General features: G+C 45.5%; 12 protein-coding genes and 7 tRNA genes. 6 read left to right on the top strand and 13 right to left on the bottom strand.

The window, feature by feature from the left end; genetic code table 11:
* Nucleotides 1–66 precede the first annotated feature (66 nt).
* Nucleotides 67–1536 carry an FAD-binding oxidoreductase gene (locus tag ACXAH1_RS18565; protein ID WP_475198672.1) on the bottom strand — a complete coding sequence of 490 codons (1470 nt, stop codon included), beginning with the start codon at nucleotides 1534–1536 and terminating at the stop codon, nucleotides 67–69.
* 351 nt (nucleotides 1537–1887) lie between these two features.
* On the opposite strand from ACXAH1_RS18565, the gene ACXAH1_RS18560 reads away from it, so the two are divergent.
* Nucleotides 1888–2202: a DUF6172 family protein gene (locus tag ACXAH1_RS18560; RefSeq protein WP_054015421.1), complete on the top strand. Its 315-nt coding sequence runs from the start codon at nucleotides 1888–1890 to the stop codon at nucleotides 2200–2202.
* A 184-nt stretch (nucleotides 2203–2386) separates the two neighbouring features.
* On the opposite strand, the gene ACXAH1_RS18555 is transcribed toward ACXAH1_RS18560, so the two are convergent.
* Nucleotides 2387–3922: a serine hydrolase domain-containing protein gene (locus ACXAH1_RS18555; RefSeq protein ID WP_475198669.1), complete on the bottom strand. Its 1536-nt coding sequence runs from the start codon at nucleotides 3920–3922 to the stop codon at nucleotides 2387–2389.
* A gap of 405 nt (nucleotides 3923–4327) precedes the next feature.
* Between ACXAH1_RS18555 and ACXAH1_RS18550 the strand changes: the two genes are divergently transcribed.
* From ACXAH1_RS18550 to ACXAH1_RS18540, 3 genes are all read left to right on the top strand, one after another.
* Entirely contained in the window at nucleotides 4328–4663 is a 336-nt protein-coding gene (locus ACXAH1_RS18550) for a DUF3703 domain-containing protein (RefSeq protein ID WP_475198668.1), read from the top strand.
* 385 nt (nucleotides 4664–5048) lie between these two features.
* Nucleotides 5049–5603 carry a helix-turn-helix transcriptional regulator gene (locus ACXAH1_RS18545; protein ID WP_475198667.1) on the top strand — a complete coding sequence of 185 codons (555 nt, stop codon included), beginning with the start codon at nucleotides 5049–5051 and terminating at the stop codon, nucleotides 5601–5603.
* A 297-nt stretch (nucleotides 5604–5900) separates the two neighbouring features.
* Nucleotides 5901–6215: a BAR domain-containing protein gene (locus ACXAH1_RS18540; RefSeq protein WP_253048403.1), complete on the top strand. Its 315-nt coding sequence runs from the start codon at nucleotides 5901–5903 to the stop codon at nucleotides 6213–6215.
* 70 nt (nucleotides 6216–6285) lie between these two features.
* On the opposite strand, the gene ACXAH1_RS18535 is transcribed toward ACXAH1_RS18540, so the two are convergent.
* The 10 genes from ACXAH1_RS18535 to dnaQ form a co-directional block, all read right to left on the bottom strand.
* Nucleotides 6286–6681: a hypothetical protein gene (locus tag ACXAH1_RS18535; protein ID WP_475198666.1), complete on the bottom strand. Its 396-nt coding sequence runs from the start codon at nucleotides 6679–6681 to the stop codon at nucleotides 6286–6288.
* Nucleotides 6682–7195: 514 nt separating this feature from the next.
* Nucleotides 7196–7272 (bottom strand) — tRNA-Asp (locus ACXAH1_RS18530).
* Between the two features lie 32 nt (nucleotides 7273–7304).
* Nucleotides 7305–7381 (bottom strand) — tRNA-Asp (locus ACXAH1_RS18525).
* Between the two features lie 38 nt (nucleotides 7382–7419).
* Nucleotides 7420–7496: transfer RNA gene (locus tag ACXAH1_RS18520), tRNA-Asp, on the bottom strand.
* 87 nt (nucleotides 7497–7583) lie between these two features.
* Nucleotides 7584–7660 (bottom strand) — tRNA-Asp (locus ACXAH1_RS18515).
* Between the two features lie 35 nt (nucleotides 7661–7695).
* Nucleotides 7696–7772: transfer RNA gene (locus tag ACXAH1_RS18510), tRNA-Asp, on the bottom strand.
* Nucleotides 7773–7799: 27 nt separating this feature from the next.
* Nucleotides 7800–7876 (bottom strand) — tRNA-Asp (locus ACXAH1_RS18505).
* 28 nt (nucleotides 7877–7904) lie between these two features.
* Nucleotides 7905–7981: transfer RNA gene (locus ACXAH1_RS18500), tRNA-Asp, on the bottom strand.
* Between the two features lie 107 nt (nucleotides 7982–8088).
* Complete coding sequence (locus ACXAH1_RS18495) at nucleotides 8089–9435, bottom strand: TIGR03503 family protein (RefSeq protein ID WP_475198665.1); 1347 nt, start codon at nucleotides 9433–9435, stop codon at nucleotides 8089–8091.
* Nucleotides 9436–9522: 87 nt separating this feature from the next.
* On the bottom strand, nucleotides 9523–10233 hold the full coding sequence (gene dnaQ, locus ACXAH1_RS18490; protein ID WP_475198664.1) for a DNA polymerase III subunit epsilon: 711 nt from the start codon (nucleotides 10231–10233) through the stop codon (nucleotides 9523–9525).
* A 69-nt stretch (nucleotides 10234–10302) separates the two neighbouring features.
* On the opposite strand from dnaQ, the gene rnhA reads away from it, so the two are divergent.
* Nucleotides 10303–10770, top strand: coding sequence for a ribonuclease HI (rnhA, locus tag ACXAH1_RS18485; RefSeq protein ID WP_475198663.1), 468 nt, complete (start codon nucleotides 10303–10305; stop codon nucleotides 10768–10770).
* A gap of 4 nt (nucleotides 10771–10774) precedes the next feature.
* On the opposite strand, the gene ACXAH1_RS18480 is transcribed toward rnhA, so the two are convergent.
* Nucleotides 10775–11527: a class I SAM-dependent methyltransferase gene (locus tag ACXAH1_RS18480; RefSeq protein WP_138553535.1), complete on the bottom strand. Its 753-nt coding sequence runs from the start codon at nucleotides 11525–11527 to the stop codon at nucleotides 10775–10777.
* 51 nt (nucleotides 11528–11578) lie between these two features.
* Here ACXAH1_RS18480 and gloB point away from each other — a divergent pair, with 51 nt between their 5' ends.
* Nucleotides 11579–12358: a hydroxyacylglutathione hydrolase gene (gene gloB, locus ACXAH1_RS18475; protein WP_475198662.1), complete on the top strand. Its 780-nt coding sequence runs from the start codon at nucleotides 11579–11581 to the stop codon at nucleotides 12356–12358.
* Nucleotides 12359–12401: the final 43 nt, after the last annotated feature.

Raw genomic sequence — 12401 nt, 5'->3', positions numbered from 1 at the left:
CTTGCTGTGGCAGGCCGGGCACGTTGTTGCTGTGTGCCCGCTCTTGAGGTTCCTTTATGCGCACCGCTAATCTTTGTGAAAGCCAGAGCTGAATAACTCATCAGTATAGTGCTGCTCCCACAATTTATTACTGAAGCGATTGTCTGGGTCTATTTTCTTTTTCAAAGCAAAAAATGCGTTTGCTTTTGGGTAAGCGGCATGAAATTGCTCACTGGTTGCGTGTAATTGATATGGCAAATAATAAGTGCCACCTTCAGAAACAACCGCGTCAATCATTTCTCGGCTCCACGCCCTGACAGCTTGCTTGTCTTGTTCCGACGTACCCTGGCGGTAATACACAACAAATGCAAACACTTCCTCTTTGGCCCATGCTAATAAAGAGCCGGTATCAGGTAGTGCATGACGAATGGAGACATTGAGCACATTTACTTCATGCTTTTTAAATATATCTGCCATTTTCTTGGAAAAATGATCAAATCGTTCAACAGGTACAAAATATTCGCGTAGCACGTACGTAGACTCTGTTCTGCTTTTAGGTTCTAATTCTCTGACGCTATAGCTGGCTTCATAATTTCGCCACTGCACAGCATCGGATGAATACAAAATAGGTTCAAACACATGCTGCCTCACCCATTTACCAAAGTTTGAATCTGCGACAAACTGAGTTGCTTTGGGTTGCCACCAGTACTCTGTACCTCTGGGAATAAGTCTTTCTGTCACGGTGAGTGGCTTATCGGTTTTGACCCAGTTCACACTATTCACATGAGTGTAATGTGGTGGATAAATATCTGCATTATGAAAAACGATATGTGAATTATCCCTGACGGTGTTTTGAAAAAACGCACTGTACTCGTCAATATGCATATAAGCCGTTTCCCGGGCCACTTTAGTGTTTGGTACAAGCTCCAACGTCGCCTCCACAATCACACCTAGTCCACCATAACCACCTATTACTCCGTAAAAGAGTTCTGAATCTTGTACAGGAGAAGCGGTCACAACTCGCCCGTCAGCCAGCACTAGTTTGAGTGACTTAACCGACCGTATAATGGGCCCTTCTCCCATATAACGACCATGTACATTCACACTCAGCGAGCCCCCAACAGTAAAATTTGAGTATGATTGCATGATTTTTATCGAGAGATCTTCAGGGTCAATAATGTCTTGAATATCACGCCAGCGCATACCACTTTGAACCGTAATTTCTTTTTGTTCAGGACTAAATGAAACAACCTGATTAAACTGCCTCATATCAAGGTGCAAATGGTCATCAAGCGCGACCTGACCACCCTGACTGTACCGCCCTCCACCAATGGATATTTTGCCTTTTGTCGTACTTATCGCTTTTTGAATATCCTCAATTGAGGTGGGCACAACGACTTCCGACACTTCAATTGGGTTAAGCTGAGTTATGTCGTTTATTATATTGACGCGCTCGGGAATATTTTTTTGTTCTGCAGAAAAGTCCAGCAGACTATAGGCTACGAATAATAAAATGGTGGTAAAAAGCGTAGAGAATATGACTACACCGTATTTCAATATGTGCTTTCCTGAGACTTGCATAGGTTCCCTTTTATGATTTTTTCGACAGGCAGGGTACCATTTTGACAAACAGCGTTCAAAAGCAAAATGTAAGCACCGATTATATAAACAATACAAAAGACACAAAAAAATCAGCGCGTTAAACTCATCCTTTGTACTCAGACCCCTATAAGTATCAGGATCTGAGAAGTACATACATCTACTCACTCGCCAGCTTGCAGAATATAACGTAAAATAGCGTATTACATTTGTGTATTTATCCGGATATAAGCTTTTTGCTTGATAAGTACACACTCCCTACTCAGGCATGCTTTTTGCCGATTGAGTAATTCCTGCTTGAAGGCAACTATGAAGAAAACATTTGAACTAACTCACCCAAAAATCAAACTTGCACGACGCGTTGACGCCGTAAAGCATGAGCTTAAAAAATATCTCAAGCGCGAGCGCAACAAAACGTTGCCAGCTGGCGCGGATTATTGGGACTTTGACTGTCAATTTGGCAACACAGAAGCCGAGGCTGAGCCTGTACATGTATCACAACTGAACAAGTTGATTGACAAGACACAGGAAGAAAACCTCACTTCTTTCTATGTGGAAATTCTGGCAAAACCAGCCGTCAGACAAGCACATAATTCGTCTGACGATGAGTCAGAGGATTACTAAGCCAAATCTCTGGTTTATCTGTCCTGATTTAGCTATTGCCTTGCAGAACCAGGTTCAGCAAGGCATTTCAGCATTAAGCCTTTGCACAATCAAAGACAACGATTGTGGTTGTGCTATATACCCAGCCTTTGTCGCATATAAAGGCCGGATCCAGCCCAAAAGCACTGAGAAGCACGCAAATTGCTTAGTACCATTCAAAAAGTTGTTTTTGCACACCACCATTCAAAACGTTTTGACAATGCTTTGAGCGATACGCCTTGTTATAAAAAATAACATTACGGATCTCCTGGGCTATGCAATCTGTCTCATACCCCGTTTTATTATAATTACTAAATACCATCACGGCCTGTTTGCGATCCAGCAGTCTTGAAAAACTCGTCACCCAGGAATAAGGGTAATTACCAGAGTAACTTACAAACTTTTCATATCCTTGCAGTTTTTCCATCTCAGCAGGTGAAATAGGCGTATCTGGACAGTCCAGTTCCTCTGTGTAAGTTTTAGGGATGTAATTAACAAACCAGCCATAGCCAAAATACTCGCACTGAGACACGCTATCAGAATTTTGGTCCTGAGGCTCCTTGTCATCCTGAGCTTCATTACCCGCCTTTTGGTAAGGCGTAAACGCCCTTTTTTTCTGTTCATCATTAAGAATCGAATCGCCATACAAGCCCTTATCCCAAAGATGCATATCCTTGACAGTGGAATACATGTTGCCCGCAGAATACAGCACCATTGGGTTGCTATAAGGGCTTTCTAAGATATCTGCGCAATCAGGCAAACCCGTGATAGCTTGGCAATCAGACACGCCCGTTTCCGGTAAACGACCTGTAGTGTCAGACAAGAGCAGATTATCTTTATTAACATAGCCAGTCGTCATGTTTTCATAGACACCAATCGCATTAAATGTGCCGCTGTCATGCATTTTTAACTCACTTAGTATGTCCTGTTTCAAGATGTTGCCAAAGTAAAACTCGGAGGGAATGTCACCTTGCTTTCCAGCGTTGAGCTGCTCAATAATATTACCAATGAGATAATAATTGCAGTTGCTATACTCAAACTTCGAGCCGGGTGTAAAGCTGGGGATTACCTCTTGTTTTTGACAGGTACAAAAACGATTACTGAACGCCTCAGGCCCATTCAAATTTAGACCTGGTTCATATAGATATGGCCGCCACCCCCAGTTCAAATATACTTCGGGGTCATTGCTATAGTTATTTATGCCTGACGACATAGTCAGTAAATTGTGAAGCGTTATATCCTTGCATTCATTGTTAGGAAACCAAGATAAATAATCACCGATGGTCTTTGTTTCAATCTCTTCCTGAGAAAGCATTTGTTGCAGCAGAGCCGCTGCAAACTCTTTGGTATTTGAGCCAATACGGTATTTGGAGTCTGACGTATTTAAGCCAACTTGATACTCTGGATCTAAGGTGTCTGGATCAATATTATGCTGCTTCGCAATCCTCATAAAATGCGTATAGCTTGAAAGATTTCTTGGCCCACAATTCGCCTCGTACACAACATCATCACCCGAGGTGACATAGACAGTGCCAAAAAACGACGTATCACAGTAATCTGCCAGTATTTGCTTAAACAAACCCACTTTTTTTGGCCCAATTGTGTGGTCCTGAGCAACGCTTTCTTTAAAACACGCACTCAGAAACACACATGAGCAACACAACAGTATGACTTTTAATCGAGGTTGATAACGCTGGTACATTTTATTTCCTTAAAGATGTTTAGATAATTTGCCAACCTCTCAACTACTAACAAAATGAATGCATAATCACAGCTCAAGACGCAGCCAGTAAGCGCCTTCACACTTATTTTATAAGGATATTATTGGTTTCATGGAGGGGCAATTACAGCTGGATTACAGGCAGCCTGCTCAGGTTGAGATATTTAATGTTGCTGTATCAACTGCACGCACACCGTCACTAACAACATCACAAGGGCTCATTAAGAACGACCAAAAGCTGAAAGAAATAACTGACCCATCCAACGCTAAAAAACCACATCACGGTAGCCAGTTTATTCAATTCATTCTAGTCCTCAGCGCTTAAAATTATGAGCAACACATTTATGCTGGTAACGGCCTAACCATGTAATCAAACAGGAGCTTTCCATGAAATCAGAACTTAAGCTGGCGTTTCAATACGAAATGGCTGCCGCTAAAAAGCTTTATCAGCAAGCCGACTACAGCAAGAGCTTTTATCACCTCGAAAGGGCACACATACTGGGGCAATCTTTTACGATCCCTCACACGCAGTCGCACTGGTGGATGCTCAAATTAGGCTACAAAAGAAGTAACCTCAGGGAAGTATTAGGGCAAGTTGCCCGGATCTTTGCCTCAATTATCTTCTCCCGAGTTTGGGTGCCAAAAGGTAATACGGGCGGAACCAATGTAAGCCCCGTTAAGCCAATGCCTATACCTGACGATTTAGCAAAATACTTGAAATAGGTCGAATGAAATGACCAACAGACATAATGCACAATGAAGATTTCGATAGAAACTCCATTTAGTCTGTGGGGAAATATGGCAAGATAGAGTAAATGTGTTGCCTCATATTTGCCGTTTGGGGCACAACAAATTGTCAGGCGCTTTAAGCCGTGCGCCTAGAGATAAAAGCGGTTAAGACAACCTCAGGACCATTTCAGTGATAACGCCCAATATATGGATAGACACAGGCCTTGTGCTCATTTACGGCTCACAATTAGATGCCGACCATCATGAACATGTTGCGATTCAGGTGATTTGGCCATCCAGGGATTCGGTCTGTGAATTAAATGGAGAGTCTGTCCAAAGTTTAACAGTGATCGCTTCCAGACAAAGGCATTGCCTTAAGATGTCCAAAGGGTGGGTGTTATTGGTCGAACCAACTAGCCAGCTGGGAGAGCAGCTGGAAGCAAAATTACAGGGTCAGCCCATTGTTTCTTTTGAGCTTAGTGCTGACAATAAAGCGTACAGCCCCGTTGACAAAAAAAGCGCATTTAAACGCCTTACCCCCCTGTTCGAATCAATGTCTATTGCGCAAGCATTGTTGAACTTGAATCAAAGCTCTGTCACTGATGAGCGTATTCAGAGCTTACTCAGAGATCTGGATGCGTGTTTTATTGCTGATTGTATTAAACCAGCGCACTGGCGCGCAGCCGACGTGGCCCAAACACTCAATCTGTCAAAAAGTCGATTTCTTCACCTGTTTAAAGAGCAGGTTGGCATAGCGTGGCGCCCTTTTTTGTTATGGCGAAGATTGATTTGTGCACTACAAACACTCATTAGTGGAAGGTCAGCAACGGAAGCGGCATATCTTGCAGGATTCGCAGATAGCGCACACCTTAGCCGTACTTTTCGCAGCACATTTGGTATGAATATCATGCAAGCAAAAAATCTGCTTAAGTGACCACTGCAAATCTGTTGAATGTTACGGCTGTGACGCCTGTTTGAACGTTTTCACGCCCCCATTCAAACGTCATAACAGGGGCCAAAAGCGCTGGATGTCGTTTATATCAAATCCAGGCAATGTTGAGTACGCCCCTTCAGTTGCCTGTAAAAAATTGACACTCCTGTTGAAGGCCTCCCTTGCGAATGAGAAAGACCCACTAAAAGTCAGTGACTTAGATTAAAATCATGACGACTAATAAATTTGGTTTGAAAAATGCATCGGAAAATTAAATGCAAATTTAAGAACGTCACTAATATGAATAAAAGCGCTAATACAGTTTACGTGTTGAGTGGGTACGCCAAATGCTCGACCACTCAACAGGGCAAGTACAAGTTAGGCAACAAGCACTCTATCGGTCTGCTTACAACCGATAAAAATTATCAAGAGAACATCGGTCAGCTCAAGACTTTCATTAAAGACTTAGGCTGGGAATCTGTCATGTTTTGCATGGTTGAAGAGGTCGATGATATAAACACTCTATCTAATGATGTTTTGATATCCAGTTTTCTTCGCGCTCAGAAAAATGGCCAGTCATTGGTGGTCAATGATCACCCTATTAGCGTGCATTAAAGCTCAAAGCATAAAGCGAGGTCGGGCCAAGGACTGCGAACCCGACTCGAAGGACCGGGACCAGTTAAGCTTATTTCTGAACTATATTTACTTTAAAGTCACCGACCCACTTAACTATGAGTTCAATACTTTTAAATTTATCATCGAATTTACCAGTACTCTTCAGGAAGCTTTCAGTAATTACGATTGGAGCGAGCGGATGGCATGACGGTGCATCTTTCCAGGATCGATTGTCAGCGCTGTATTTGGCCGATATGTTAACTTCCTTTTTCCCCTCTTTATCCGTCTTATCTCTGACGTATGTGAACTTCAAAACTTCCCATCTTTCATTTGCTGGGAGGTTTTCTGTGTAGCACTCCATCATAACTTGCGCATATTCTAAATCCGTTTTTGGATCTAAATTCTCCGCAAGCGCACCCGCTGAAAGCACGGAAGTCAAACATGCCATTAGTAACTTGAGTCTCATCGAAAGTCAGCCTCTTAATTCTTACCGCCCAAAGTGTCGGAATGTCAGCCGACGATACAGGCGATACTTTACCGAACCATCATTCCATCGAATACATATAAAGTAAATAGGACAACGCAGTGGCTTGGTGTCTTTGGGCAACACATAATACCAATTTCACTTAATACCTGTTCAATTTGAAGGAGCAAATATGCCGCTAACGGTGTTAAAAATTTCTCATTTAGAGCAACTAAATAGCGAAATTTTTGCCTCGCCTATATGGATGTAGGTGCCTCAGCGATAGCAGGACGCGAGAGCGGTGTTATCGACGATATTTTCTCGCCTCAAAATAGAACACTTAATTAAGCAAGTTGGTATAAAAGGAACAAACACCGTTATCGGTTTAATCTGGCAAGCGAACCGCATTATAGGTGTAGTGAGCCTAATATTAATTGGGAGCTTTAGTAAAGAGACTCGGGACTTAGATAGGTATGAAGGCTTTTAAACAAGGTTATAACTGTATTACTACATGAAATGGCGGAGTGGACGGGACTCGAACCCGCGACCCCCGGCGTGACAGGCCGGTATTCTAACCAACTGAACTACCACTCCGCAGTGGTATGACTTTTTATGCTTATATCAAATGGCGGAGTGGACGGGACTCGAACCCGCGACCCCCGGCGTGACAGGCCGGTATTCTAACCAACTGAACTACCACTCCGCAGAGATATAATGCAATTTTTTTACTCGTTAAAATGTTGGCGGAGTGGACGGGACTCGAACCCGCGACCCCCGGCGTGACAGGCCGGTATTCTAACCAACTGAACTACCACTCCACGAGTAAATAACGATGTTAGTGACGTCGTTTTGTCATAAACTCAGATTACATTAAATCTGAAAATCCAAACTAAACCCTGGCTAGATGGCGGAGTGGACGGGACTCGAACCCGCGACCCCCGGCGTGACAGGCCGGTATTCTAACCAACTGAACTACCACTCCACGGTGGTTTAGCTCGGTGCACTTCTTAAAGATGTTGGCGGAGTGGACGGGACTCGAACCCGCGACCCCCGGCGTGACAGGCCGGTATTCTAACCAACTGAACTACCACTCCAAAGAAGTACTACACAGAATAAGCGATTGGCGGAGTGGACGGGACTCGAACCCGCGACCCCCGGCGTGACAGGCCGGTATTCTAACCAACTGAACTACCACTCCAGCGTGCGCTTATAAGAGAAAAAGTAAGTGGCGGAGTGGACGGGACTCGAACCCGCGACCCCCGGCGTGACAGGCCGGTATTCTAACCAACTGAACTACCACTCCGCAGCATCTTGTTCTCTCGCTGTTCAGGTGTGCTCCCTGACAGCGGCGTGAATAATACGAATGCCCCCCTTAAGAGTCAACACCTTTTTTGAAAAAATCGGGGATTTTTAGTCATCCGACATCGAAAGGTTCAAAATATCAGCTGATTTATCATTTTTTGAACTCTGTTTGCCCGAGTTTTCTTTATCTTGCTCTAACTCTTCTAAATCTAACTGCTTTTTCTTTCCCAAAAACGGCAGGCTTATTTTGAGTTTGATGGGCTTTTTCTGTACAAAAATGCGCACTGCCAGCCAGCCCAGAAGTAAAATCAACACATTTCCCACGACGACAATGGCTACGATTACGCCAGTACTAAGTCCGGGCTCAGGCTCAGATGGGGCAACAACGCGCTGCGTTGGCCGCTCAGACTCAGGCAATTCAGGGACTTTTTCTATCGGACGTTCTATCTCAAAGTTGTAATCCGGCAGACGAGCCATAAATTCACGGCCATTGATGTTTTCGCCAAAGGCAGACAATTCCACACTATATCGACCCCAATCATAATTCTTGATGGCCAGCTGTCGATATAGGCGTTCTTCCCCATTGAGAGTAAACATTTGCTCTTCCCCATTGGGGTATAAGATCTTGCCCTGAAAAATGACGGTCTCGGGCTTAACCACCTCAGAGGCGAGCCGAACTGTCAGTTGATGTTCAAACTCTTCCGGCCCGGCCAGCATTAAATCAAAGGAAAATGGCGGTTCTGCAATTATGATAGGATCTTTAACGACCCGGCGTTTAAGAATGGGGGTCTCTATAAAAAACTCAGGTTGCCACTCACCTGCTGGAAAGTTCAGTCGAAATTCGCCGGTGAAGATGCCATCGAGCGGACGCTCATCGAATTCACGGCCATCATCTTTAAACTCGGCCACACTTTGAGTGCCCGCGCCAAAATTAGCGTACTGATCGTTATTGGTACTGACAAACTCCACATAGAGGGTAACTACATCGCGGAAATAACCAATGTCGACAGGCTGGCCATCATTGGTGACTTGCCCCTGAATTTTAAGCATTTCTCCACGAAAGATCAGTGGCGGTAAGGGGTCGACTTGCAATTCAATGTCACCTAGCACCATCACTCGACTATCCTGACGGATCTGACCTAACACCTGCCAGGGTCCCGGCATGGGATCTGTGACTATCACCAGGTCATAGCTGATCTCGTCATACCATTCGAGCTTTTCGTCACCAATGGCATGTGTGGCGTAATATTTACTGCCGTCGGGTTTAACCAACACCACGGCTGGCGTGCCGGGCGCACGAAAGAACAGCAAGGTGATTTTCTTCACATTGTGGTCAATGCGAAAACGGTTATCCAGCAGCGGGATTTCATTGATTTTACCGTCTCGCTCAAGCAAGGTTATTTGCGGTGTCTCGGCCATCGTCATCGCGCTGAATAACGCGCTACATAATAACATCAATCCTGCTAAGCCGATCCGCATGCTCGTTTACCCCATAAAAAGTTAATCTTTCTCTTTGACTATCGATGTCATACCTGACAGCCATTATTGCTGCCATAAACTCTGGCCACTGGCTTTGTTAACCAGCTCCATACGTGCTTCATGGGCATCCAGCTCTTCGTCTGTCGCCAGCACCACTTTTAGCGGGGCCCTGTCAGCATTCAGACGACGTATTCCCCCCCCACTACCTTGTTGTGCCTGTTCATTATGTTGAGCCAGGTTCAACTTCTTCTGTCCCCCGGTCATGGCCAGGTAAACATCCGATAAGATCTCGGAATCCAGCAATGCGCCGTGCAGTGTTCGTTTTGAGTTGTCTATATCATAACGACGACACAAGGCATCAAGGCTATTCTTCTGACCTGGATGCAAATCCCGCGCCATAACCAGCGTATCTAAGACTTCACATACATCGTGGGTTTTTGCGAACCCCTGATTAAGCATGGCAAACTCGTGGTCCATAAAACCGACGTCGAACGGGGCATTGTGGATCACCAGCTCGGCGCCCTGAATATAGTCGTAAAACTCCTGAGCAACCTGATGGAAAAATGGCTTGTCTCGCAGGAACTCATTGGTGATACCGTGAACGTCTATCGCTTCTTCTTCAATACCACGCTGTGGATTGATATAAACATGAAAATTATTGCCGGTCAGGCGACGATTCACTAACTCCACACAGCCGATCTCAATGATCCTGTGACCTTCTTTGGGGTCTATGCCCGTGGTTTCTGTATCCAGTACTATTTGTCTTTTATGCATATCGTCGATTGCCTAACTTTGCTATGGTTAGCGTCTATTGGAGTATTTTACATAAAAACAGGCAAATTCGTGCAAAAATCCGTAGAGATCTATACTGACGGCTCCTGCTTAGGTAACCCCGGGCCTGGTGGCTATGGTGTGTACCTCAGTTACCAAGGTCATGAAAAAACCCTCAACGCCGGATACCGGCTCACCACTAATAACCGTATGGAGATGCTCGCTGCCATTGTTGCACTCGAAACGCTAAAGCGTCCCTGCCAGGTAATTCTGTATACAGACAGCCAGTATGTGAAACAGGGCATAGAGTCCTGGCTGGCAAACTGGAAGAAACGTAACTGGAAAACCGCCGCGAAAAAGCCTGTTAAAAATGTCGACTTATGGCAACGCCTGGATACTGCTGTGCAACGCCATACGATTGAATGGCGCTGGGTTAAGGGCCATGCAGGCAATAAATACAACGAGCTGGTAGATGATTTAGCCCGGGAAGCCGCTGGCGGGAGTAACCTGTTGGAAGATACCGGCTACCAGAGCGAGTAGCTGCCTACCCTTGCTTTTGATTTCGGCTGTGTTTCAGCCGCGCGCCTTTCACCGCTGGCGTCCATTTGGGCCGTGCGTGCCACTTTGGTTTGATCGGCGTTAAAGGAGCAACCCGCTTGCGAGCCACCAGTAAATACACACTGCCCATAGGCTTCATATAATGTCGGCAAAAGCGCCGCCAGGGTGCAAAACGTGAAAGTCGCGAGCCTCTTGCCAATGAGGCATGGACAAAGCGCTCATCAGCAAGGATTTCAAACCCCAATAGATCCAGCCAGTCTTTAACCCGCGATGGCGTAAAAAAGCGCCCCGACCAGGGCAGTTTTTCTTTGCTAAAAGGTAACAGGTGCGCCAAACCACATAAGCTGAATGGGTTAAACCCACTGATCACAATATACCCGCCCGGGATCAGCGTTCGGTGCGCCTCTCGCAAGATATGATGCGGATCGGAATGATATTCCAGACACTGACTCAGAATACACGAGTCGACACTGTGTTCATAAAAAGGCAGCTCATCAATCTCAGCAAAAACTCCCACGTGCTCTCCTTCTGGCGCAACACAGATTTGATGACTGATCGGGCTTTGTGATGTATCCAGCTGACCACTCAGGCAACCTAGCTTAAGCATATGATAGCCAAACATGCGAGGTAGCCAGTGCGCCATCCGCCGCTCGATCCCTGCACGCACATAATCCCCATGCGGAAAATCCTGCCACTGGTAGGGTTTAGGCCCCTGCTGAAAACTTAGAGCTGGTTTCATTATTCGCACTCGCTATACTAGTTACACCTTCACTTTATAGAGCAATGAGTTATGGCGCAAGTCGCGGTGCAGATCCACCCCATCAAGGCCTTTAACGATAATTATATCTGGGCAATATGTCCGTCTGATAGCAATCTGATGTGGGTTGTTGACCCCGGACAAAGCGAACCTGTCATTGAGTTTGCAACGACCCGACAAAAACAGCTGGCAGGTATATTAGTGACGCACCATCACTGGGATCACACCGATGGTATTGCTCCGTTGCGCACGCACTATGGTGAGCTGCCGGTATATGGCCCAAAAAATACGCCTTTTAATGGCATCACACACCATTTGAATGACGGCGATAAAATAAAAATTGCTGGACTCAACTTTACCATTACTCACACACCCGGACACACACTGGACCATATCTGCTACCTGACACCAGAGCTGGCGTTTACTGGCGATACCTTGTTCAGTGCAGGATGTGGTCGTTTATTTGAGGGCAGCCCGCGGCAAATGTGGCAGTCATTGCAAACCCTGGCGCAGCTTCCGCCTCACTGTAAGATTTATTGCACACATGAATACACCCAGGCTAACCTGGCATTTGCAGCAGCGGTCGAACCAGAGAATGAAGAGATTATTCAGTGGCAACAATGGGGTGAGCAGCAACGCGCACAAGCACAGCCGACATTGCCCACCACAATCGCGCGCGAGTTGAGCATCAATCCTTTTATAAGGGCAAACCTGCCACACATGCTAAATACTTTGCCCGCTGACATGCAGACAGAGTGTAGTGAAGACTGGCAAAGGTTTGCCGTGCTCAGGCGATGGAAGGATAATTTTTAGCCACTGCTTTAATTTTTACAACTAAACAGTTAACATTGACGGG

This window comes from Pseudoalteromonas sp. AWH4_217, assembly GCF_056161105.1.
Note: the sequence above shows the minus strand (reverse complement) of the source record. Positions and strands in the feature narration are given on the sequence as shown.

Bases quoted from the DNA above. Each gene is read 5' to 3' on its own strand.
- ACXAH1_RS18545 (WP_475198667.1), top strand. From the start codon at position 5,049: ATGTCCAAAGGGTGGGTGTTATTGGTCGAACCAACTAGCCAGCTGGGA.
- dnaQ (WP_475198664.1), bottom strand. From the start codon at position 10,233: ATGCATAAAAGACAAATAGTACTGGATACAGAAACCACGGGCATAGAC.
- gloB (WP_475198662.1), top strand. From the start codon at position 11,579: ATGGCGCAAGTCGCGGTGCAGATCCACCCCATCAAGGCCTTTAACGAT.
- ACXAH1_RS18480 (WP_138553535.1), bottom strand. From the start codon at position 11,527: ATGAAACCAGCTCTAAGTTTTCAGCAGGGGCCTAAACCCTACCAGTGG.
- ACXAH1_RS18495 (WP_475198665.1), bottom strand. From the start codon at position 9,435: ATGTTATTATGTAGCGCGTTATTCAGCGCGATGACGATGGCCGAGACA.
- ACXAH1_RS18555 (WP_475198669.1), bottom strand. From the start codon at position 3,922: ATGTACCAGCGTTATCAACCTCGATTAAAAGTCATACTGTTGTGTTGC.
- ACXAH1_RS18540 (WP_253048403.1), top strand. From the start codon at position 5,901: ATGAATAAAAGCGCTAATACAGTTTACGTGTTGAGTGGGTACGCCAAA.
- ACXAH1_RS18550 (WP_475198668.1), top strand. From the start codon at position 4,328: ATGAAATCAGAACTTAAGCTGGCGTTTCAATACGAAATGGCTGCCGCT.
- ACXAH1_RS18535 (WP_475198666.1), bottom strand. From the start codon at position 6,681: ATGAGACTCAAGTTACTAATGGCATGTTTGACTTCCGTGCTTTCAGCG.
- ACXAH1_RS18560 (WP_054015421.1), top strand. From the start codon at position 1,888: ATGAAGAAAACATTTGAACTAACTCACCCAAAAATCAAACTTGCACGA.